A 22,523-nucleotide genomic window follows, 5' to 3' on the forward strand; every position below is an offset into this window, starting at 1 on the left:
AATCTATGTCATCTGAAAACAACTGGCGCATCATCCGGTTAGCTGAATTTAAACGGCCTGATGCGCCAGCAAGTACCCGCGTGCAACAGTTGTTTCAGCATATTCGAAACTTGTTTCCAAGGGTTGAAGAAAGGTCTGATGATGAAGAACAATCGGACTTCCCAGGTTATCGCGAGTTTGATTTAAAACCTGGTGCTGATGCACTCGACGTAGCTTTCGACGAGTGGCGCGAAGATGGCGATTCCGGTATTAAATTCCTGATTAGTCCGCCGTTTAGCGGTACCGCTAACATTGTGCGTGAATGGGCAGTGCGACATCAATGGCCTTCATTAACAGCTCCACAGGAAGAACAATTCTGCGGTATTGATGTTGAGTCATGGTGGCGAGAGCAATCAGCTAAACAATGGATAATTGACGACTTCGCTAAGTACTGGCAACGGCGCACCGATGGCCTGACGTTTATCCGTGCTTTGTTACCAAAGTTATTGCGTGGTGAACTAGGACAAGGTCTTGTCGTTTGCGACAGTTGGAGCTTTGCATTTCTGCAACGTGCTTGGCCAGTAAACCTTCCGAATGTCTATTGCTTTGCGGCAGCTGATGAGGTGCTTTTGCGTCAAGTCGGTATTCAGGCCGAAGATAAAAAATTAAAAAGTTTAGCGGCGAGAGCTTTCGGCAACGTCGGTTTGGCGCTTGCATTATGGGCTGTGGAGCAAGACAGCGAACACCAACTTCCGAGTATGCCGCCTGATTGTCGTGATGAAACGGCATTTGTTCTCTATACATTACTATTGCATCGGGGCTTAGCAGGCGAATCGCTACAGCGTTTGCTACCGATAATCACCGCCGATCAGCTTGATGTTCAGTTACTTCAGTTGCAACAAGCAAAGTTAATTAGCTATGAAGACAATGAATGGTATGTAACCGTTTACGGTTACTTAGCTGTGCGTGACTTTTTGAGGAGTCGCGGCTTTTTCGTTGATGCGTTCTAGCACCAACTGTTGCGAGTAGGAAATGAGTATGGAAACGGACAAAATTCTTGGGTTATTTAAAACGGTAACAAGCGACGTTGTTATTGAAATTGCAGTGGTGATTGCGGCTTCAGTGGCAATTATATGGTTAAGCCAGCGGTTATTCCCCTGGATTGCAGAGCACTTACACGGTAAGCAACGTCTGTTTGTGTTAGCGATGATTCCAACCTTGCGTGTTATTGTCTTTGTCTTGGCAACCATTTGGATTGTGCCGATGGTAATAGAAACCTCGATGCAAAACATGGTTGCAATTCTTGGAGCTGCAGGTCTGGCGATTGGCTTCGCCATGAAAGATTATGTGAGCAGTTTGGTGGCTGGTATTGTTGCAGTATATGAATTGCCCTACCGCCCAGGTGATTGGATTGAAGTAAACGGAACCTATGGTGAGGTAAAACATATTGGTATGCGTGCCGTAGAGATAGTCACGCCAGACGACACGGTTGTTTTCATCCCACATCTAAAATTATGGACGGAATTGATTCACAATGCGAACAATGGTGGCGCTAGTTTGATGTGTGTAACGCACTTTTATTTGGCACCAAATCACGATCCAAACCTAGTGCGCAGCATTCTTGAAGATGTGACTTTAACGAGCCCTTATGTAAAGCTCCAGAATCCAATTTCGGTAAGCGTTCGAGAACAGCCTTGGGGCACACATTATCGCATCAAAGCTTATCCTATTGATCCGCGCCAGCAGTTTCAATTTATCAGCGACCTGACTGCTCGAGGCAAAAATTGCCTTCGAGCAGCATCTATCGACTTTGCTAACCTGTCACCAGAGCACGCTGTTCAGGTAACCCCATAGACAACACATAGGGCGTGTCAGCTTGCTGGCGCGCCGCAAACTCCGCTTTGCTATTCAACCCCTGCCAGTTCATCTCAATGAGAGCTTGCGCTACCGCACCACCTAAACCGGCACCTGGTCCCAATAAAATAATATGGTCTGGCGCAAATTCTTTCACCGCCGTTTGAATGGCGCGGGTGAAGTCATACGTTTGTGTTACCTGATGACCGAGTGTGTACTGATGTAATGCGGCCTTATCAACCACATGCGGTGACCAAATATGCCCGCGACCATCAATTAACGGTACTTGCGGCGCTCGAAATGCGGCTTGCGGCCATAAATCGAGCGCTTGCTGCGACGCGTCGTTCATAAAATGTGTGTGGAACGCGGCGTGGCCAGGCAAAATCATTGGGAAACGGTCATCAACACGAGGTAACGATTTGACCGCTTCGGTACAGGCTTGTTCGGACCCCGCAAGTACTGCATAACCGCCGTAGCGAATCGACATTTTCAACTCATCAGGAAAGCGTGCGAGTTGCTCATTAACCGCGTCGATATAGCCTTGGTGCGGACGCCAATCGCTGTCGACAATCGGGTAAATAAATTGAGCGCCTTCGCCGCCAGCAGTGAGCTGCGCCATGTTGGTAACTAACCGCGTACTGGTGTCAATGTCCCAGCAACCGGCGCTCGCCATCGCGGTGTACCATCCCATTGAGTTGCCGGTAATGCCAACCACTTCGAAACGCTCATGATCAATCGACAAATAATCTAGGTAGCCGCCAGCATAAATCAGCGCTGCTGCGTTCTCAGGTTTCTGATGAAGAGACGTTTTAAACAATGGCGCTTGATCAAGTGCGGTAACCGTTGGTTGCCCTAATTGGTCACGAACAGAGTCGATCTGATGCAGTACATCGGTTAAGTTTGCCTTATTTTCGCCGATTTTTGTCGAAGTTGAGGACGAAATTGAGCCTACAATTGATCCCAATTCTGGTTTGTTGTAAGTACCTCGCCCAGGGCAAACAATCAGGGCGGTTTTACGTTCTGTAGCCATTAGTTCGCCTCCAGCAATTGTTGCGCCTGGGCAATGATCTGTTCAGTCGATGGTAAAACGCTGTAGGCCGCTTTACCTAGAGGGATAAAGCTATCTTCAGCGTTGAGGCGCGAAACAGTAAACATACCGGGGTTGGTTTCATGTAATGCTGTGAATAACTCTTCACTCAATGAGCCGCGGCGCCGACATTCGTCCACAATTAATACTTTTTTGCAGCCACCCAGTGCATCAATTATTTTATCCACATGCAGTGGTACTAAACAGCGGATATCAATAACGCGAACTTTATGGCCTTGCTCGGCAAGTTTTGCTTCCGCTTGGCGACTCAAATAGTAGCCATTACCGTACGAGATAATTGCTAAATCATTGCCGTCACCGTGAATGGCAGGTTCACCAAGTACTGGTGTCGGCTCTTGTGGGCTTGGGTACTCATGTAACCAGCCACCGTCACCTTCTTGGTGTAAATCACGGGTCATGTAGAGCGCAATCGGCTCCAACATGATCACCACGCGTTGCTCACGTGCCGCTAAGTCAACTGCTTGACGCATCAATAAAGCGCCATCACGACCATTCGATGGACACAATAAAATCACACCCGGAATATCGCGAAACACCGCAAATGAGTTGTCATTGTGGAAGTGTCCGCCAAAGCCGCGTTGGTAAGCAAGCCCGGCAATGCGAATCACCATTGGGTTGGTGTACTGGCCATTGGAGAAGAATGACAGCGTTGCGGCCTCACCGCGTATTTGGTCTTCCGCATTATGGACGTAGGCCAAAAACTGAATTTCCGGCATCGCAATAAAACCTTGCTGTGCCATTCCAATCGCGAGTCCTAGAATACTTTGCTCATCAAGCACAGTATTCAGTACCCGGTTCGGGCCAAAAGCTTCCATCAGGTGTTGGGTGACGTGATATACGCCGCCTTTTTTGGCAATATCCTCACCACACATCACGATGTTTTGGTGTTGTGCCATCAAGTCATGCAGCGCTAAGTTAATGAGTTTGGCTAAATGCTGAGGCTTCCCAGCGTTGTGCTTGTCCCACTTGAATAAGTTTGTGCGCTGCTCGCCACTCACCGGCGCTGGTAGGTTGCTCTTCCGCTTTGGCGGTACAATCGAAGCCATCACCTGTTCAGCGGTTTCTAATTTGGGCTGTTGCGATGCTTGTTTCGCGATACGTGCTATACGTTGCTGCTGTTGATGCACATACGCAATGAGCTGCTGGTGGTCGAGTAAACCACGACTGATTAACGCGGCGCAGCTATGTAATAGCGGATCGCGTTCGCTATCGAGGGCGATTTCCTGTTTGCTACGATAGGCAACTTCTGCGTCAGCTCCAGCGTGGCCAAACAAACGTACGGTGCGTAAATGGAGCACTGCCGGTTTGCGCTTCTGCCGAACATAGTCAGCTGCCTCGCGCGCTACCAAATAGGTCTCTGCTAAATTACTTCCATCGGCAAAGAAATACTTTAACGACGGGCGTTGGCTCAGTTGCTGCTGAATCCAGCCTTTTGGCGTATGAGTCGAAATGCCCAACCCATTATCTTCGCATACCAATAACAATGGCATAGGAATTTGCTGATAAGCCGCCCAACTGGCTGAGTTGATCGCGCCAAGTGCGGTCGAATGGTTGGCCGAAGCATCCCCAAAGCTACACATAGCAATTGCATCATGCGGCCAGGTACCTTTGTGGTTTAAGCGCTTTGATAAACCAATCGCAAATGCTGTGCCCATTGCTTTTGGAACGTGCGAGGCAATGGTGCTGGTTTGTGGCGGAACGTTTAAATGCAAGCTACCCAAAACTTTATGGCGACCGCCGGCAATAGGTTCGTCCGCCGAGGCGGCAAAACTTAGCATCATGTCGTACAGCGGCGTGCTGCCAGGCGCTTGCTTCGCCCGCTGAATAAAGAACGCTCCGCTACGATAATGCAAAAACGCTGGGTCAGTTACGCGTAAAGCTTTCGCTACCGCGGCATTGCCTTCATGGCCGGCGCTACCGATGGTGTAGAAACTTTGCCCCGCCGCTTGCATCAAGCGTGATTGCAAATCCAATAAGCGGCTATCAAGTTGCGATTCAAATAAATCAAATAAATCAGCATCGCTTAGAACACCACCGGCGGCGTGCGCCGTTGGTAAGCGATGGTCATCAATACGCTGGATAAACTCCACCAGCCACGGGTGCATTGCTGCAGCCATAGGGAAACCTCCTGCGACCGAGTGGGTTTAACCGAACGCTTGTAAGCCAGTTTGTGCACGACCCAGAATCAGGGCATGAACATCGTGCGTCCCTTCGTAGGTATTTACCGCTTCAAGGTTCATCACATGGCGAATCACATGATACTCGTCAGCAATACCATTACCGCCGTGCATATCACGTGCAACACGTGCTATATCCAGCGCTTTGCCACAGGAGTTGCGCTTAATTAACGAAATAGTTTCTGGTGGTAACTGGTCAAGATCCATCAATCGACCTGCTTGTAAACAGGCTAATAAACCGATGGTGATTTCCGTTTGCATATCCGCCAATTTCTTCTGAATCAGCTGCGTTGCCGCCAATGGGCGATTAAACTGATGGCGATCAAGCGTATATTGACGCGCCGCATGCCAGCAAAATTCGGCTGCACCAAGAGCGCCCCAAGCAATACCGTAGCGGGCTTTGTTCAAACAGCCAAATGGGCCTTTCAAACCGCTCACGTTTGGCAACAAGGCATCTTCTGGCACTTCGACGTTATCCATCACAATCTCACCGGTAATTGACGCGCGCAGTGAGAATTTGCCTTCAATTTTAGGTGCGGATAAACCCTTCATACCTTTCTCAAGTACGAAGCCGCGAATTTCGCCATCAAGCTTCGCCCACACCACAAACACATCGGCAATCGGTGAGTTAGTAATCCACATTTTAGTGCCTTTCAGCACATAACCGCCGTCAATCTTTTTCGCCGTAGTACGCATGCTGGCAGGGTCAGAACCGGCATCCGGTTCGGTCAAACCAAAGCAACCAACCCACTCACCGCTTGCTAACTTCGGCAAATATTTCATGCGTTGCTCTTCGGTACCGTAGGCATAAATCGGGTGCATCACCAAGCTTGATTGCACACTCATCGCACTGCGGTAACCGCTATCGACGCGCTCAACTTCACGTGCAATTAAGCCATAACAAACATGATTCACTTCCGCACAGCCGTATTTTTCCGGCAACGTCGCACCCAATAATCCGAGCTCACCTAACTCGTTCATAATCTCACGATCAAAACGCTCTTCGCGGTTTGCCGTGAGCACCCGAGTCATCAGTTTTTCTTGGCAGTACTGATGGGCGGTATCGCGAATCATGCGTTCTTCTTCAGTCAGCATGGATGAAAATTGGAATGGGTCTTGCCAGTCAAAAGGAAAACGAGCCATGAGAAATCCTCAGTTAAATTCGAAATCGATATTAGCTATTAGATATTGGATATTAGGAAAACCTGAAATATCAGATCTAATATCCAATATCCAATATCTAATAGCTAATATCCAATATCTAATAGCTAATATCGCACTAGTTTTACTTCACTTTACTCCTGTTTGTTGTAAAGTTAAATCATATAAAAACTAAACCAGCTATAGCTTTTACCTATGGATTTACGACAACTGAATTACTTCGTGGCAGTATACGAAAACGGCAGTATTAGTGCCGCGGCTCGAGCCTGTCATGTGGCGCAACCAAGCTTGTCGGCTGCACTACAGCAACTGGAAGATGAATTGGGTACTGCGCTGTTCGTGCGGCAATCGCGCGGCGTGACGCCAACCGAAGATGGCGAGCGTTTGTATGGCCATGCCGGGCGATTGCTCAGTCAAATGCAATCGCTGAAAGCCTCGTTTCGACATAGCGTGAAGCGGGTGCAATTTCGGTTGGGATTGATTCGTGCTTTGGGGGTGGAGCGTATGAGTCAATTACTACGTGAATTCAGTGCCGGAGTGGAAGGGTTGGAATTGCATTTGGTGGAGCCGGAGGATGATGCCGATGCGCGAATCATTACCCCGAAAATGCTCAAAGCCGGTGAACAGTTTTTGCCTATTTGGACTGACCATTTTTTGATTGCATTACCTGCTGGACACCCGTTAGCGCTCAAACCGAGTTTACAATTGGAAGATTTCGATGAATTGGCACTGATTAAACGCACACCGTGCGATGCATGGTCGCAGTTTTATCCGGAGTTGATAAGAAACGGAATTCAGCCAGATATAAGGGCGGACATTCACACCATTGAATATGCGCTTGGGTTGGTTTCTGCTGGTGTTGGTGTTGCATTGGTTCCTGATTTCGAGGTGCTTCGCGAACGTCAGGATGTGATTTTGCGACCACTTGAGGGCATTACCTTACAACGGACGATTGGTCTTGCGTATCCGCGCTCAAAAGCAGGTCAGCCGGCGCTAGACTGGTTGCGCATACTGTGCCAACAACGAAGTCAGCCAACAACCCCGTAGCTGTGTTATCAAGCAAATTTAAATTGGTTACGACCGCTTGCTTTGGCGGCATAAAGTGCTGCGTCGGCATCGTTGAGTAGGTCATCTAGTGATCGGGTGCTGCGTGCGCTAAGAATTCCTCCTAGGCTGACGGTTAGCTCTATATTACGACCATCGAAATGGAAGGATTGTGCAGCAATCCGCTCGACCAGACGCTGACTTATCATTTCCGCTTGCTGACGATCCACATCGGCTAAAGCAATCGCAAACTCTTCGCCGCCAATACGCGCAGCAACGTCGCGCTCGCGCATTGTTCTACGAATAATTTCTGCCACATGTCTTAGGCAAGCATCACCCGCCGCATGGCCAAACTGGTCATTGATTGATTTGAAATGATCAAGGTCGATCATCAAAATACACGACGGTTTTTCCAACTGCTTATTTTGAGCAAGGAGTAGCGCGCCCTGTTCAAAAAAAGCGCGTCGATTAAATAATTCCGTCAATTCATCAAGGTGTGCAATTTTAAGCAGTCGTCGCTCGTTGTGAGAAAAAGCGAGAACCGGAAACAGTAGCGTGGTCATCGTGGTCATCATTAAATGCGCCATCAACAACAGCGTAAATAAAGTCTCGCTTGTATCGGCGATTTGCAGCGCAGTATTTGCCATAAGCAGCATGAGCAAACCGTGAATACCAAATAGCCCCATCAATATTTGGCGAGTAATTCGCGGCGTTGGCCGAATGTGCCGAAGGTAGTTGGCAGCGAAAAGATAAATCACACCGCATAAAGTCGCTGTCATTGCTTCGGCGACATGAGCTATCGATAGCGTGCTAAGCAGCAATATCGTACTGACGACTAGGGTGACGACAATGCTAGTCAGTGGCACGTCAGTTTGTTGGCGATACTGTCGCATGCCGTGTAAAGCGAGCAATGGCACACTAATAATTAGTAAATCTGCCACAACAATCGTCAGCCAAGGTTGCTCAATTGTCCCTCGGAGGCTGGTCAGAACATTGGCTAGGGCAAATAAGAAACACGCAAGCGCCCATGTTTTAAAACTCTTTTGCGTAGGAATAGCTCGGTGAATAACAAGCAGGGTTATACCAAGTACAATGTTTAAAATGATTGTCGTAATGATCAATGTGGGTAGATGAATCAACGCACAAGTCTCTTGGAGCTAAATAACAACGAAAAGCCAGAATAGCTCGTTCAAACGCGTCGCACAATCGAACTTACATTCGCGCTCTGCCTCAATGACAGAGCGCGAATATTCCAACTAACTAAGAAGCGATATCAAATCGGTCTGCATTCATCACTTTGGTCCATGCTTTGACGAAGTCTTTCACAAATTTTTCTTGTGAATCGTCTTGTGCATAGAGTTCAGCGTATGAACGTAAAATCGAGTTCGAACCAAACACCAGATCAACACGCGTTGCGGTGTATTTGGTTTCACCGGTGTTACGATCTTTTATCGCATAACTGTTGCGGCCAGTTGGCTCCCACTTGTAATGCATATCGGTGAGCGTGACGAAGAAATCATTGGTTAAGCTACCAACACGGTCGGTAAATACACCATGCTTGCTGTCACCGTAATTGGTGCCAAGTACACGCATGCCGCCCATGAGCACAGTCATCTCAGGAGCCGTTAGCCCCATTAACTGAGCGCGATCGAGCAACAACTCTTCCGGTTGCACGGTGTAGTTCTTCTTCAACCAGTTGCGGAAACCATCATGAATTGGCTCCAGTGGCTCAAATGAGTCAACATCGGTTTGCTCGTCGGTGGCGTCGCCACGACCTGAGGCAAATGGCACTTCAATATTGAAGCCAGCGTTCTTCGCCGCTTGCTCTATGGCGTAGTTACCGCCAAGCACAATCACATCAGCAATGCTGGCGCCGGTTGCTTTTGCAATCGGTTCAAGCTTACTCAACACTTTCGCGAGACGCTCAGGCTCATTGCCTTCCCAGTCTTTCTGTGGCGCTAAACGAATACGTGCACCGTTCGCACCGCCGCGAAGATCGGAGCCACGGAACGTGCGCGCGCTATCCCATGCGGTTGCCGCAAGCTCAGCAATCGATAGCCCCGTGTCAGCAATTTTCGCTTTCACTGCGGCAACATCATAGTCTTTGCTGCCAGCAGGAACAGGGTCTTGCCAAATCAACTCTTCTTGCGGAACATCTGGGCCTAAATAGCGAGCCAGTGGCCCCATGTCGCGGTGCGTCAGCTTATACCAAGCACGAGCGAACACTTTTGAGAAATACTCAGGGTCTTTATAAAAGCGCTCAGAAATTTTCCGATACTCAGGGTCCATCTTCATCGCCATATCCGCATCGGTCATAATTGGATTCCGACGAATGGATGGGTCTTCCACATCAACCGGTTTGTCCTCTTCTTTAATATTAATCGGCTCCCACTGCCAAGCGCCGGCTGGGCTCTTTTTCAGTTCCCAGTCATAGGTAAACAGCAAGTAGAAATAGCCGTTGTCCCATTGGGTTGGGTGGGTTGTCCATGCGCCTTCAATGCCGCTAGTCACCGTATCTCGGCCAATGCCGCGGGTTTTAGTATTGTTCCAGCCTAAGCCTTGCTCATGAACGTCGGCAGATTCAGGATCAGGACCCAAGTTCTCAGCCCTGCCGTTACCATGACATTTACCAACGGTGTGACCACCTGCGGTTAATGCGACTGTTTCTTCATCATTCATGGCCATACGCAAGAAGGTTTCGCGAACGTCTTGTGCGGTACGCAGTGGATCTGGATTACCGTCGACACCCTCTGGGTTCACATAAATCAAGCCCATCTGAACCGCAGCTAATGGATTTTCTAGGCTGGCACTATCTTCTTTTTCGTAACGCGTTTTACCTAACCACTCAGTTTCAGAACCCCAGTAAGTATCTTTCTCTGGGTGCCAAATATCTTCGCGACCGAATGCGAAACCGTAGGATGGTAAGCCCATCGATTCATAGGCCATGGTGCCGGCTAAGATGATTAAATCGGCCCAGCTAATTTTGTTGCCGTATTTCTTTTTAATCGGCCACAACAAACGACGAGCTTTGTCGAGGTTCACGTTGTCTGGCCATGAGTTTAATGGCGCAAAGCGCTGATTGCCGGTACCGCCGCCACCGCGACCATCAGCAATACGATAAGAACCCGCTGCGTGCCACGCCATCCGAATCATCAAACCACCGTAATGACCCCAATCGGCCGGCCACCACGCTTGGCTGTCGGTCATTAAGGCTTTTAAGTCATTCTTTAATGCGTCAACGTCGAGTTGTTTCAACGCTTCGGAATATTTGAAGTCAGGATCTAGCGGGTTGGTCTTGCGGTCGTGCTGGTGCAGAATGTCTAAGTTCAAGGCATTCGGCCACCAATCCATATTTGATTTGCCGGTCGCAGTGTTGCCACCGTGCATGACTGGGCATTTACCTGCATTGTCACTCATAAAAAACTCCTCGTTTCAATTCGTTAGCATCATCAAATTTCATGATAATGCCTTACCCTACGCTCTTAATGAGTCTAGTCAAAGTAAATAAAAACGACCAACTTAATAGCTTTTTTCGATGAAACTTTGTTTAATAGCACAGTATTTCAAGTAGAAGTGACAGCCTCATGACCAATATACGCCAAGCCTATCAACAAGCCGCACGTCAGGCGCAGTGGTCGATACTGCGCCATCCGCCTGAGTCCATGGCGCAGGTATTGCGACAAGTTGCCGAGCGTTCTGAAAGTGTTCTTGAGCCAGATGTGTACGGTAGCGGCGCATTGATTGAGAGCTTTGAGGCGAAAATTGCCAACATGCTTGGTAAACCAGCGGGACTATTTTTACCAAGCGGTACCCTGGCACAACCGATGGCACTGAAAATTCACAGCGAGGCGAGCCAGAAACAACAGATAGGCCTGCACCCAACATCGCATTTGGTGTTGCATGAACAAGACGGCTATCAGCAGCTATGGGGTCTACAAGGCCAGCTGTTAGGTAACGCCGAGAAGGTACTAACACTGGACGATTTAAAACAAGCGAATACGGCCGATTTAGCGGCGATTGTGCTTGAGTTACCGATGCGTGAAATTGGCGGACAATTGCCGACTTGGGACGACCTACAGGCGCAAGTGAAATGGGCGCGTACACAAAACATTGCCGTACATATCGATGGTGCACGGCTGTGGCATTGTCCAGCGTATTACCAACGTAGTTTGGCAGAAATTTGTGAGCTTGCTGACTCAGTTTATGTAAGTTTATACAAAGATATCGGCGGTATTGCCGGTGCCGTTTTGGCGGGTACGGAAGCATTCATTGCCGAAGCGAAACGCTGGAGTCGTCGCGCTGGCGGCAATTTAATTTCAATGTATCCATATATTTTGGCGGCTGAGAAAGGTCTCGAAGAAAACTTATCGTCAATCGATGACGCCGTTCACTATGCACAAAAGCTTGGGCCGTTATTAGAGGCCATTGAGGGCGTGCGCGTGAAGCCAAAACAACCGCAAGCGGCCATGTTCCACTTGCACATTGACCGCGAAGAAGACGCTTTGATTCAAGCAATGACTGATTATGCGAATACGACAGGTGTGGTTGTTCTGCCGTTACCGCGGGCTCGTAAAAATGGCCAGTGTATTTGTGAAATCAGCGTGGGTCGCCGCACCATGCAGCAGCCACCTGAATTCTGGCATGAGCACCTGAGTGCTTGTTTGCAAGCTTAAGCGTCTGGAATTAACGTCATGCATTCAATCGGACACACTGGAATACAAGCGGGCTCGTCGTAGAAGCCTTCGCATTCGGTGCATTTGTTCACATCGACCACGTAGTGCTCCTTACCCATGGCAATGGCGTCGTTCGGGCACTCGGGTACGCACATATCGCAGTTAATGCAGTCACTATCAATTACCACAGGCATTGGTCACCTCCACCACTGGAATCGTTTGTTGCGGTTTGTGTTCGCCAATCTTAATGAGCATGCTGAAGTGCGCGTCATCATCTGTTAGTGCAATCGGTAATTGCACATGAACCTGGCGGCCAGCACCGGCTGCACGCACTAATGGTTGGTTTTGTGCATCCTGCATATTGCGAAGCTCAAAGGTCACATTTCCCGATGGCTTCATCAGAATCAAGGTATCGCCGACAGCAAAGGCATTTTTGACATCGACATAAGCGTTTGTACCCTCAACTGAAAGCACTTCGCCGACCAACAGTTGCTCGCCTAAGCTATGGCTGGTGTTGTAGTTTTGCGTGTCGCTGGGCACGTGGCGGCGCAAGAAGCCTTCGGTAAACCCACGGTTAGCCATACCTTCTAATTCCGCCAATAAATCACGGTTAAACGGTTTTCCAGCCACGGCATCATCAATGGCTTGACGATATATTTGTGCAGTGCGCGCAACGTAGTACGGGGATTTGGTGCGCCCTTCAATTTTCAGTGAATGCACACCCATGCGGGTTAACGCGTCAACATGTTCAATGCCGCGCAAATCTTTGGAATTCATGATGTAGGTGCCATGCAAATCTTCATCCATGAGCATGTACTCACCAGGACGCTGCGGCTCGGTCAATAACACTGGAGTATCAATCGGGTTGAATTGGCCGACAGCATCTTCCTGCGCATCATGCACCTGATAGGGCCAGCGACAAGAATTGGTGCAAGCGCCTTGATTCGGGTCGCGTTTATTGAAGTAACCAGATAACAAGCAACGGCCGGAGTACGCCATACACAATGCGCCGTGAACAAAGACTTCGAGTTCCATATCCGGACATGTTTTGCGAATCTCAGCAATTTCACGTACTTCGAGTTCTCGCGACAAAATCACCCGTTCAATACCTTGCTGCTGCCAAAATTGCACCGCCGCCCAATTAACCGTATTAGCTTGCACGCTCAAATGCAGCGTTTGTTCGGGGTAATGCTGACGTAGCAACATCACAATGCCGGGATCAGAAACAATCAATGCATCGGGTTTTAATGCCACTACCGGCGCCATATCGTCCACAAACGAAACAAGCTTGGCATTGTGCGGGGCAATATTCACCACCACGTAGAACTTTTTGCCGAGCGCGTGTGCTTCGTTGATACCTTGCTCGAGGCGTGGCAAATCAAATTCGTTGTTGCGCACGCGCAGGCTGTAGCGAGGTTGGCCGGCATAGACAGCATCAGCGCCGTAAGCAAATGCAAGACGCATCGCTTTTAAGCTGCCGGCTGGGCTCAATAATTCTGGTCCAGATTGACGTAATGACATAACACCCTTGTGTAACTGCAGTCGGTTGTGGTCGAAACGGTTGTGGTCGAAATTGTGGCCGGGTAGTTTATACCTCGCTGGCGCCTGTTTTGTTGATCGACGTCAAGGTTTGTGCAAATTGCTGCAGTCGCGCGGTACGGCTATTTTCTGGTAGCCAAACATCAATCAGGTGGGCGCGGTCGGGGTCGGCCCAAGCATGCGCAAAGGCGGCTGCGAAGCTTTGTTGGTCATGCGCACGTAAGCTGTGAATACCCATCGATTCCGCTAATTGTGGGAATTGCCAATGTTGTAGCGCTGTTGCTTTCAGCGTTGGTGCAAATGCCGCAATCATGTCCCATTTATGGTTATTAAACAGCACCACAATTGGGCGGCAGCCATAACGCAAGCTGTGAGCAAGCTCTAAACCGGTCATTAAGAAAGCACCATCGCCAACCAAGACCACAGGGCGGCGTTGATTGGTGACATAAACCCCGAGCGCGGCGGGAACGGCATAACCCATAGAGGCATAGTAAGCAGGTGCCAAAAACTCGGATGGCGAGGCTTGTAATGAAGCGAACAAACAGTCACCGACATCACTTATAATAGGCACAATAGCGCGTTGGCGGCTAAGCTGCTGATGAATTTCCCGAACGACGGTATCGGCATTAAAATATGCCGGCTCTTGCTGCTGTATCGGTGTTAGATCACGGTGCTCAAAAAGCGGCAAGGGTTCACTAGCAAGCCGAGCACAGAAGAGTTTCAGCGGTTGCGCAGGAAACTCAATTCGATGAAAGTGCTCGGCATGAATAAGAGCCTGATGCGCGCTAAAATTGCTGTCGGTGTAAACCACGCCAATTGCTAATACGAGGTCGGCATCATAAATGAGCTGACTGGCGCGCGTGCCCTGGGCGCCGCAGAATACACCGCCATAACAGCTATGTTCGGGGTTTACGCTGGCGCGTCCGAGTAAGGTAGTCACAATTGGAATATTGAACTGTTCAGCGAGCCGTTCTAGTGCGAATTGCGCTCCACTGCGGCGCACGTTTACACCACTTAAGATAACCGGCCGTCGCGCTGTGCATAAGGCGTCAACAAGGCGTTGGTAGGCGAATTCGTCAACCGCTTGTGGGGTTTCATGCAGCACCAGCTTGGCCGGCTCCAAATTAAAATCGACGGCATCGCGCGGAACTTCAATCAGGACAGGGCGAGATTGTCGCTGACATTGTTGTATCGCGGCTTGTAGTTCATTCGCCGCCGTGTCGGGATTATTCAAACGAACTTGCGCGCAAGTAATTTCGGCAAAAATAGTCCGCTGTGAATCGATAGACTTGGCTTGATGATGTATTTGTAATCGCGAGGCAACTTCTTTCGCACTGGGGTAGCCGGCAATAATGATCAGTGGCACATATTCTTCGTAAGCTTGAGCCACAGCATTAACGCCGTTTAGCGCACCGGCGCCATAGGTCAAAGCGACAACGGTTGGGCGATTAGCGCTACGAGCCGCAGCATCGGCGGCATACACGGCAGCAGGCTCGTGAGTTAAATAATAAAACGGCAGGGCATCGGGTTGATCTTGTAACTGCTGTAGTAACGGCAGAATAAAATCACCAGGAATACCAAATATCTCGTTCACGCCGCAGTGGCGCAGCGATTGAGTAAGCAATGCACCAAGTTGCATGTTTAAGGCTCCATAACCAAATCAGCCCACAAGTGTGGGCTGATTTATGAAGCGAAGTGTTGACGTGCGTCAATAAGCTTACTGGTCTTGGTTCACCATCCACACAGCCGCTTCCACTCGAGAGCGCAAACCTAGTTTTTTCAGCAGGTGCTTCACGTGTACTTTTACCGTGCCATCAGAAATATCCAGCTCGCGGGCAATCACTTTATTACTCATGCCCTTGGCAATCAGCTCCAAAATTTCGCGTTCACGATTGGTCAAGCCATCGAGTTTACTCGCCGTTGGCGCTGATGGACGGCGCAATGCCGTTGCCAGTACCTCGGTAATGGCTTCACTGAGAACCATTTTCCCTTCAATGGCACGTTGAATTTGGTCCAGTAACAATTCCGGATCCATATCTTTCAACAAATAGCCATCGGCGCCATTGGTAATAGCGGTCACAACATCTTCATCCGCATCAGACACCGTCAACATGACAATGCGAGACGTCACGCCGTTATCGCGCATGCGCTTCAGCGTTTCGAGGCCATCCATGCCTTGCATGTTCAAATCAAGAATGATCAGATCAGGGTCAAGCTCTTCAGCTTTTGCCAAGGCGTCTACGCCGTTGCTGCATTCAGCAACAACCTCTAGACCATCCTCGAGTGAAATCAACTGTTTCAAACCCTTGCGCAGCAGTGGATGATCATCCACAAGCATAATGCTAGCGGGGGTGTCCGACATGACAAGCTCCTTGTTTGCGTCGCTTTTTATTGCGTTTCATCAGTATTCTAAAGCACGTATTGTTACACAATGTTGTGCCACAAAGTACAGATTAGCGCAAACTAACCCTTTTGGGGTAGTTTCAGTTGCCTCTTCTGCCTTGCCAATTATCACTCCCGCTGAATTGTTGTATTGCGTGCAATCACGCATAGTTCATAGCATGAATCATACTAGGAGCTGCCCGTGAATACTGTGCGCACATCTTCAACTGTCGACAAGCCAACAGCAATCAATTTGATTGTTGGCATGACGCTGTGGATGAGTCTCAGTGTGTTAGTGGTGCAGCTGTTCACCGTCGACGCTGGCTTTAGTTTTGCGCAACTGTATCGTCTGCTCGCCATTTCCGGATTAAGCGCCACAGTATGGCATTTCGTGTTCTTTTGGTTGGGTGAGCGAGCCATGCAGGCACGGTTTATTTATCTCAGTACTGCGGCGCTGCTGTTGCCAGCTATCGCTATGATCTGGCTGCTAATGAATCCGCCATTGTCTTATACCGCACTGCAGTGGCTGGCCGCTGCCTGTGGCTTCGGTGGGGCACAATTTATTGCATTTACGCATCACGACAAAGTGGATCAATCTGGGTTGGGTTGGACGTTGGCGGTAAACGCAGGCATCGCTGGCATTGGGATTGTCATAGCGCAGGCGGCCTTGCCATTTCTTTCTAGCTTCAATTTGTTTGGGGCTACACCTTGGTTTACAGCGCACGGCAGCGGCGACATCGTGGGAATCATTGCTCCCGGTGCGCCGCTCTATCTAGCCAATATTGGTTGGCTGATTGTTGCGGCAATTGTGTTGGCGACGATTACTTGGCAAGTCGCTCGACCATCAACACGACAGCCGGCGCCGCCACTTGGGAGTTTAACCGATCGCACACATTATCGAGCCATTTTACGTAATAAGCACACTTGGTTGATGACGCTGTTTTATGTCATGGCGTTTGGTTCGTTTATCGGTTTCACCATTACTTTCCCGTTGAGCCTACAAACATTCAGTGCAACCTATGCGCCAAGCGCATTAACGTACGCTTGGATTGGCCCGTTGCTTGGTGTGTTAGCGCGGCCATTTGGCGGCTGGTTAGCGGATTTGTTTGGCGGAGCGAAAGTTACCTTATGGTGTGCGCTGGTACTCACTGTGAGTTGCATTGTGGCCGGTGCTATCACTTTTCAGGCGAGTCAAAGTCCGTTACCAGAACAGTGGTTTCTAGGGTATTTGCTGATATTTTTAGTGATTTTCATTGCAACTGGTGCGGCTAGTAGTGCAATCTTCCGCAGCGTTAGTGTGGTGTTGCCATTGGAGCGACTCCCATTGGCACTGCGCTGGCTAACTGCAGTTGCAACCGCCGGTGCGGCGTACATTCCGACGCTGTGGTACATCAATAGCACCCATGCAACACCAGCAATTGCGCTGTTTGTCTTCGCCGCTTTCTACCTGTTGTGTGCAGTGTTGGTCAGCGTCATGTATCTGCGCAATCGGAGCGAGTTCTATAACCCGTAAACTTAAGCAGGATACGGCTCGCTTTGGCGTTCCAAAATGTACTGTGGGGTAAATTCAAAATACACACCAGTACCGCCAACATCGCGACGCTGAATCGAAATATTTCCACCTAAATGACGGCTGCGTTCTTGCATAATCGCTAAACCATAATGGTTGAGCTTCTCGGCGTTCTCCGGAATACCAATGCCGTTATCTTCAATGCTCAGGTGAATTTTCTCTTGGTCATCTTGCGATAATCGCACCACCACATCCGAACCTTGGCTATGGTGAATGGTATTCTGGCAGGCTTCACGAATAATTTGCAGCAAGTGAATTTCTTCGTGTGGCACCAGCGGTGTATTCTCCAACTGATAGTCTAAGCGGAAGGCGATATCCGATTGCTCACCAAACTGTTGCATGGTGGTTTGTAATGCATGCAACAAACCAGCACCGTCCACCTTTAAGCGGAAGGTAGTAAGCAATTCGCGCAGTTGACGATAAGCCGCATTCAAGCCTTCTTTCAGCTCTTCAGCGACATCTTCAATCACTTCGCGGTTATCTTTATCAATGGCTTTGTTTAAACGAGTCACCTGAATTTTCAAATACGACAGCGCTTGCGCTAACGAATCATGTAACTCACGAGCAATCACCGTACGTTCTTGAATGAGCGCTAAGCGACGCACTTGCTCTTCTTCTTGTTTTAAGCTCAATGCCACAGCGAGCTGGTCGGCAACCGATTGAATCAATTGCTGCTGCCAATCGTTAAGTTGCTCTGATAACGGACAACGCGCAACGAGAACGCCGTAGCTGTGATCTTCACGTTCAATGGCGAAGCGATAAATACGCTGATTGTCCTGAATTGAAACACCGGCACCGGCATTCACGCATTGACTACAATCGACCCCTTCGCATGGATCAAACGGTGCGCCGATAGGTTGTACCTGCAGATAAGGCTTGTTACCAGCTTCGGTGATTAAGCAAAGCTCAATATCATCCACTTCGGAGGCTCGCTTCAACCCATTCACAATTTCGGTGAAATCGTGATAGCCCGGCGAATGCTCAATAATCATGCGTGCTGTATCGTATAAAAATTGCAGACGAATATTGGATTTCTGAATGGCTTTGGTTTGTTCGTCGACGCGCTTTTCGAGATTGCCGTACATAAAGCCAATGGCTTCATTCATTTTATTTAACGTGCCGGCTAAAACACCGAGCTCGTCGCGCATCGGGTGCTTAACACGCGCTGTAAAGTCGCCCTGACCTATGCGGCGGGCCGCTTGGGTTAATACCTCTAACGGATAGCGAACCCGCGTACGTAACCAATAAAAAATTACAAACGCCAAGCCAATGCTAGCAAACAAGCTCAGTACCTGAATGGAGCGAATTGAGCGAATCCGTGTCTCAGCATCTTGCTGAATAGCTGTGACAAACGCATTAATTTGATCAATCTGTGGCTCAATTTCATTCATTAAGCGATTAGCGGGAATCTCCCCAGTTTCTACACGTTGTTGAAACGCCAGCCAATTCGTTTGAGTTGACCGATACAATTCGGTCAACGCGCTTTGTTCGTGCTCAAAGCGATTAAATACACTGTGATGCCAACTTTCATTTAACGCCTCGGCAATCGTCGCAGCTTTTTCTGGCGAGTGCATGACATGCCAGCTGTACTGGTAGGCTTGGTAGCGCAGTGAACCCGCAACATTGATGGCCAACGCATCGTGGTCGGCTTTTTCTGACAGCCAATAAGAAGCCAAAAGCGTCAAGATGGTTAAGCCCACCATGGCACTTAAAGCAATTCCGATACGAGTAACAATTGAAAACTTATTCATAACACCTGCGTTGTTGCGGTTTGCGCTTGCGACTGTATAGTTTAACGCCAAACGTTCTGATGTGCGAATATGGAGTTATAGATGGAACATGAATTTTGGCACGAACGCTGGCAAAAGCGTGAAATTGGTTTTCATCGCCTCGATGTCCACCCGTTACTGACGACTCAAATTGAATCGGTTGCTAAGCCTAGCGCCACTATTTTCGTGCCGTTGTGTGGCAAGTCGCTCGATATGCAATGGTTGCTTCAACAAGGCTATGAGGTAATTGGTATTGAGCTGAGCGAAGTGGCAATTCAAGAGTTTTTCACCGAGCACAACTTGCCCTATCAGACCAGCCAAGAAGGCTCTTTCATTGCATATTGCGCAGAGGGTATCTGCATTTATCAAGGTGATTTCTTTGACCTGACCGAAGCGCATTTGCAAGCGGTGTCAGCATGGTACGATCGTGCCGCCATGGTAGCGTTACCGCCCACAATGAGAACCAGATACATCACCCATTTACAACGCATATTACCAACAACCGCTAACGGTTTATTGGTGATGGTCGAATACCCAGAAGATTATTGGAAAGGCCCACCATTTGTGGTTCATACCGATGAAATACGAACAAGCTATCAGGATAATTACGCTATTGACGTATTACCATTACTCCCGGGGTTCACCCTTGGCGGCGATGCGAATGTTACTGAGCGTGGTTATTTGTTGTCACCGAAGCACAAGGCTTAAAACACGCAAAAAAAAGCCCGAGACGGTTGGGAGGTCTCGGGCTAACATCACCGTGGGGTTACCACGGACAACAACACAAGTTGTTACTTCACAGTGACGGGTTTAGCGTCAACTTCAGCTTCTTGCTTGCCGAACAGGCCAATAACAACCTGATAAGCAACCGCAAGACCACCGATGATAAACACTACGTCACCAACAGTACGAATCCAACGTAAGCTTTCTAGCAATGGCTGTTGCATGAACTCTTCGCTACGGGCGTACCACAAGCCTTCAGATGCCGATGCGAAGAACTGAATGAAGCCGATTGGTAACAGGCTAGTGAACAGCATCATGCACAGACCAATGTTCATCCACCAGAAAGCGGTTTTCATGATCTTGTCGTTGAACGCGAAGTTCGGACGAATGTAGCGCAAGATAAGTAGTACGAAACCAATCGCTAAGAAACCATACACCCCGAACAATGCTGCGTGAGCGTGAGTAGGTGTCGTGTTCAAGCCTTGAATGTAATACAGCGCAATTGGTGGGTTAATCATGAAGCCCAATACGCCGGCACCCAAGAAGTTCCAGAATGCGACTGCAACGAAGCACATGAGAGGCCACTTGATGCGTTGCATCCAGTCAGCACGTTTCTGCAAGCTCCAGTTTTCCCACGCTTCATAACCAAGTACAACCAATGGCACTACTTCAAGCGCAGAGAAAGTCGCGCCTACAGCCATAATTGGTGTAGTAGTACCTGAGAAGTACAAGTGATGGAAAGTACCTGGTACGCCACCTAGCATGAACAATGATGCTGAAGCCAATGAAGCTGCAGTTGCCATGCGGCGTGATACTAGACCCATGCTGTGGAAGATGAACGCTAACGCGGCGGTTGCGAATACTTCAAAGAATCCTTCTACCCACAGGTGAACAATCCACCAGCGCCAGTATTCCATGATTGATAAGTGAGTACGTTCGCCGTAGAAGAAGCCAGCGCCGTAGAACAAACCAATCGCTACCACTGAAGCGGTTAATAGAGCCAACAAGTTCTTGTCGCCAGGCTGTTTGAATGCGCCAATAACGCCACGCAACATCAAACCTAACCAGAACACGATGCCGAGGAACTTACCAATTTGCCAGAGACGACCTAAGTCGACGTACTCATAGCCTTGGTGGCCTAACCAGAAGTTGAGGTTTTCAGGCATGATTTGTGCGATAGCTAAGTAGTTACCGATGAACGAGCCAGCCACAACCACAACCAGTGCCCAGAACAAAATGTCGACACCCAGTTTTTGGTATTTCGGATCTTTACCACCGTTGATAATTGGTGCAAGGAACAAACCTGCAGCCAAGAAGCCGGTTGCAATCCAGAATAGTGCGGCTTGAATGTGCCAAGTACGTACCAATGAGTACGGGAACCACTGCGACACGTTGATACCATAGAATTCCTGGCCTTCAACGGTGTAGTGTGCGGTGAAACCACCGAGGAAAATTTGCACAATGAACAACGCCATCACCAAGAACAGGTATTTACCCAAGGCTTTTTGTGATGGAGTTAAATTAACCAGACTGATAGGGTCTTTCTTCGGTGCTTCAGGCTCTTCTTCGTCATGTTCACGCAAGAACGCCCACGCCCAAATCAAGGCACCAACACCGGCAATTAACAAGATAATTGATACCAATGACCAGATGATATTTTCAGCACTTGGTTTGTTATCAATTAACGGCTCATGCGGCCAGTTATTGGTATAAGTCACGTCGCTATCAGGGCGCTCAGTTGCGGCAGCCCAAGCAGTCCAGAAGAAGAACTGAGTCATGACGTCGCGACGTTCTGCGCTTGGTAAGGTGTTCTCTTTCATCGCATAGCTTTCGCGCGTGCTACGCAGTGACAAGTCATCGCTGAACAAACGGCTGTAGTACTCAGCAGTTTGTGCAATTGCTTCAGCACGAACGGCATCAACCGTAAGCGTATCGGTTGCAGCGTCGTACTGAGGGTTACGATATTCTTGCTTTAACTCAAACTGTAGCGCGTTCTGTTGCGCTTCAGTTAAGCTTTCATAGCTTTGGCCGTAGGTGTTTTGCGCGGTAATTTCTAACCATGCTAACAACTCGCGGTGTAACCAATCGGCAGTCCAGTCTGGCGCCTGATACGCACCATGACCCCAAATCGAGCCGAGTTGCATACCACCGACTGATTGCCATGCGGTTTGACCATCAAGAATCGTCTCTTCCGTCATCAATACTTGACCCGATTCGGTCACTACTTGATCAGGAATAGGCGGAGCGACACGGTAAACTTCTTTACCGAAATAACCGAGGACACCAAAGGTAATCGCCAAAATGGCAATCAATGTCCACCATAATTTTTTATAACCGGCCATGTGGCACCTCCGGCTGTTGATGTTGTTGCATTGTTGATTCTCCCTTTAATCACGTTTGCGCTGTGTTACGACATGGGTTGCGCACACGTCGATTGTCTAGCAAGCCCCGTGCCAAGTTTTATCTCACTGAAAAAGCACGTTTATTTAAATTTATTGGGTTAAATCAACCCAATTCTTCAGCGGTCATTTAAACCGCCTCGGT

Annotated in this window: 17 protein-coding genes; 6 read left to right on the forward strand and 11 right to left on the reverse strand. The window is 48.9% G+C overall.

Features of this window, described 5'->3' with window-relative positions:
- Window positions 1-5: 5 nt before the first annotated feature.
- Window positions 6-989: a hypothetical protein gene (locus tag LG272_RS02580; protein WP_404409451.1), complete on the forward strand. Its 984-nt coding sequence runs from the start codon at window positions 6-8 to the stop codon at window positions 987-989.
- Window positions 990-1,017: 28 nt separating this feature from the next.
- Window positions 1,018-1,833, forward strand: a complete 816-nt coding sequence (locus tag LG272_RS02585; protein ID WP_126759953.1) for a mechanosensitive ion channel family protein — start codon at window positions 1,018-1,020, stop codon at window positions 1,831-1,833.
- Here LG272_RS02585 and LG272_RS02590 read toward each other — a convergent pair.
- From LG272_RS02590 to LG272_RS02600, 3 genes are read right to left on the reverse strand one after another with little or no spacing between them, the layout of a single operon-like run.
- Window positions 1,793-2,863: a malonyl CoA-ACP transacylase gene (locus tag LG272_RS02590; protein WP_404409454.1), complete on the reverse strand. Its 1,071-nt coding sequence runs from the start codon at window positions 2,861-2,863 to the stop codon at window positions 1,793-1,795. The genes LG272_RS02585 and LG272_RS02590 overlap by 41 nt on opposite strands.
- On the reverse strand, window positions 2,863-5,058 hold the full coding sequence (locus LG272_RS02595) for a thiamine pyrophosphate-dependent enzyme (RefSeq protein WP_404409456.1): 2,196 nt from the start codon (window positions 5,056-5,058) through the stop codon (window positions 2,863-2,865). Before LG272_RS02595 ends, LG272_RS02590 begins: the two co-directional genes overlap by 1 nt.
- 27 nt (window positions 5,059-5,085) lie before the next feature.
- Window positions 5,086-6,261: an acyl-CoA dehydrogenase gene (locus LG272_RS02600; protein WP_404409458.1), complete on the reverse strand. Its 1,176-nt coding sequence runs from the start codon at window positions 6,259-6,261 to the stop codon at window positions 5,086-5,088.
- 213 nt (window positions 6,262-6,474) lie between these two features.
- Here LG272_RS02600 and LG272_RS02605 point away from each other — a divergent pair, with 213 nt between their 5' ends.
- A complete protein-coding gene (locus tag LG272_RS02605) occupies window positions 6,475-7,326 on the forward strand; it encodes a LysR family transcriptional regulator (protein ID WP_404409460.1) in 852 nt (283 codons plus the stop codon).
- Between the two features lie 8 nt (window positions 7,327-7,334).
- On the opposite strand, the gene LG272_RS02610 is transcribed toward LG272_RS02605, so the two are convergent.
- Complete coding sequence (locus LG272_RS02610) at window positions 7,335-8,264, reverse strand: GGDEF domain-containing protein (RefSeq protein WP_404409462.1); 930 nt, start codon at window positions 8,262-8,264, stop codon at window positions 7,335-7,337.
- A gap of 319 nt (window positions 8,265-8,583) precedes the next feature.
- A complete protein-coding gene (gene katG / locus LG272_RS02615) occupies window positions 8,584-10,740 on the reverse strand; it encodes a catalase/peroxidase HPI (RefSeq protein WP_404409464.1) in 2,157 nt (718 codons plus the stop codon).
- A 167-nt stretch (window positions 10,741-10,907) separates the two neighbouring features.
- Here katG and LG272_RS02620 point away from each other — a divergent pair, with 167 nt between their 5' ends.
- Window positions 10,908-11,996: a threonine aldolase family protein gene (locus tag LG272_RS02620; RefSeq protein ID WP_404409466.1), complete on the forward strand. Its 1,089-nt coding sequence runs from the start codon at window positions 10,908-10,910 to the stop codon at window positions 11,994-11,996.
- Here the strand turns inward: LG272_RS02620 and LG272_RS02625 are convergent.
- From LG272_RS02625 to narL, 4 genes are all read right to left on the reverse strand, one after another.
- Complete coding sequence (locus LG272_RS02625; protein WP_126759961.1) at window positions 11,993-12,190, reverse strand: YfhL family 4Fe-4S dicluster ferredoxin; 198 nt, start codon at window positions 12,188-12,190, stop codon at window positions 11,993-11,995. The two genes, LG272_RS02620 and LG272_RS02625, sit on opposite strands and share 4 nt — an antisense overlap.
- Window positions 12,174-13,517: a tRNA 5-hydroxyuridine modification protein YegQ gene (gene yegQ / locus LG272_RS02630; RefSeq protein ID WP_404409469.1), complete on the reverse strand. Its 1,344-nt coding sequence runs from the start codon at window positions 13,515-13,517 to the stop codon at window positions 12,174-12,176. Before yegQ ends, LG272_RS02625 begins: the two co-directional genes overlap by 17 nt.
- Before the next feature lie 67 nt (window positions 13,518-13,584).
- Entirely contained in the window at window positions 13,585-15,174 is a 1,590-nt protein-coding gene (locus LG272_RS02635; protein ID WP_404409471.1) for a thiamine pyrophosphate-binding protein, read from the reverse strand.
- A 78-nt stretch (window positions 15,175-15,252) separates the two neighbouring features.
- The gene (narL, locus tag LG272_RS02640) at window positions 15,253-15,897 is read right to left on the reverse strand and encodes a two-component system response regulator NarL (protein ID WP_126759964.1); all 645 of its coding nucleotides are present in this window, start codon (window positions 15,895-15,897) and stop codon (window positions 15,253-15,255) included.
- Window positions 15,898-16,119: 222 nt separating this feature from the next.
- On the opposite strand from narL, the gene LG272_RS02645 reads away from it, so the two are divergent.
- Complete coding sequence (locus LG272_RS02645; RefSeq protein WP_404409473.1) at window positions 16,120-17,430, forward strand: hypothetical protein; 1,311 nt, start codon at window positions 16,120-16,122, stop codon at window positions 17,428-17,430.
- A gap of 2 nt (window positions 17,431-17,432) precedes the next feature.
- On the opposite strand, the gene LG272_RS02650 is transcribed toward LG272_RS02645, so the two are convergent.
- Entirely contained in the window at window positions 17,433-19,238 is a 1,806-nt protein-coding gene (locus LG272_RS02650; RefSeq protein ID WP_404409475.1) for an ATP-binding protein, read from the reverse strand.
- Between the two features lie 81 nt (window positions 19,239-19,319).
- On the opposite strand from LG272_RS02650, the gene tmpT reads away from it, so the two are divergent.
- The gene (gene tmpT, locus LG272_RS02655; protein WP_404409477.1) at window positions 19,320-19,964 is read left to right on the forward strand and encodes a thiopurine S-methyltransferase; all 645 of its coding nucleotides are present in this window, start codon (window positions 19,320-19,322) and stop codon (window positions 19,962-19,964) included.
- 83 nt (window positions 19,965-20,047) lie between these two features.
- On the opposite strand, the gene LG272_RS02660 is transcribed toward tmpT, so the two are convergent.
- Complete coding sequence (locus LG272_RS02660) at window positions 20,048-22,321, reverse strand: nitric-oxide reductase large subunit (RefSeq protein WP_404409479.1); 2,274 nt, start codon at window positions 22,319-22,321, stop codon at window positions 20,048-20,050.
- Window positions 22,322-22,523 lie beyond the last annotated feature (202 nt).

The organism is Pseudidiomarina marina (assembly GCF_044807045.1).
GTDB classification, from domain to species: Bacteria; Pseudomonadota; Gammaproteobacteria; order Enterobacterales; family Alteromonadaceae; genus Pseudidiomarina; species Pseudidiomarina marina.

What these genes read in the sequence shown, in the direction of transcription:
- LG272_RS02620 (WP_404409466.1), top strand. Translation starts at nt 10,908, where the DNA reads ATGACCAATATACGCCAAGCCTATCAACAAGCCGCACGTCAGGCGCAG.
- LG272_RS02625 (WP_126759961.1), bottom strand. Translation starts at nt 12,190, where the DNA reads ATGCCTGTGGTAATTGATAGTGACTGCATTAACTGCGATATGTGCGTA.
- LG272_RS02635 (WP_404409471.1), bottom strand. Translation starts at nt 15,174, where the DNA reads ATGCAACTTGGTGCATTGCTTACTCAATCGCTGCGCCACTGCGGCGTG.
- LG272_RS02590 (WP_404409454.1), bottom strand. Translation starts at nt 2,863, where the DNA reads ATGGCTACAGAACGTAAAACCGCCCTGATTGTTTGCCCTGGGCGAGGT.
- LG272_RS02585 (WP_126759953.1), top strand. Translation starts at nt 1,018, where the DNA reads ATGGAAACGGACAAAATTCTTGGGTTATTTAAAACGGTAACAAGCGAC.
- katG (WP_404409464.1), bottom strand. Translation starts at nt 10,740, where the DNA reads ATGAGTGACAATGCAGGTAAATGCCCAGTCATGCACGGTGGCAACACT.
- narL (WP_126759964.1), bottom strand. Translation starts at nt 15,897, where the DNA reads ATGTCGGACACCCCCGCTAGCATTATGCTTGTGGATGATCATCCACTG.
- tmpT (WP_404409477.1), top strand. Translation starts at nt 19,320, where the DNA reads ATGGAACATGAATTTTGGCACGAACGCTGGCAAAAGCGTGAAATTGGT.
- LG272_RS02650 (WP_404409475.1), bottom strand. Translation starts at nt 19,238, where the DNA reads ATGAATAAGTTTTCAATTGTTACTCGTATCGGAATTGCTTTAAGTGCC.
- yegQ (WP_404409469.1), bottom strand. Translation starts at nt 13,517, where the DNA reads ATGTCATTACGTCAATCTGGACCAGAATTATTGAGCCCAGCCGGCAGC.
- LG272_RS02660 (WP_404409479.1), bottom strand. Translation starts at nt 22,321, where the DNA reads ATGGCCGGTTATAAAAAATTATGGTGGACATTGATTGCCATTTTGGCG.
- LG272_RS02580 (WP_404409451.1), top strand. Translation starts at nt 6, where the DNA reads ATGTCATCTGAAAACAACTGGCGCATCATCCGGTTAGCTGAATTTAAA.
- LG272_RS02600 (WP_404409458.1), bottom strand. Translation starts at nt 6,261, where the DNA reads ATGGCTCGTTTTCCTTTTGACTGGCAAGACCCATTCCAATTTTCATCC.
- LG272_RS02595 (WP_404409456.1), bottom strand. Translation starts at nt 5,058, where the DNA reads ATGGCTGCAGCAATGCACCCGTGGCTGGTGGAGTTTATCCAGCGTATT.
- LG272_RS02605 (WP_404409460.1), top strand. Translation starts at nt 6,475, where the DNA reads ATGGATTTACGACAACTGAATTACTTCGTGGCAGTATACGAAAACGGC.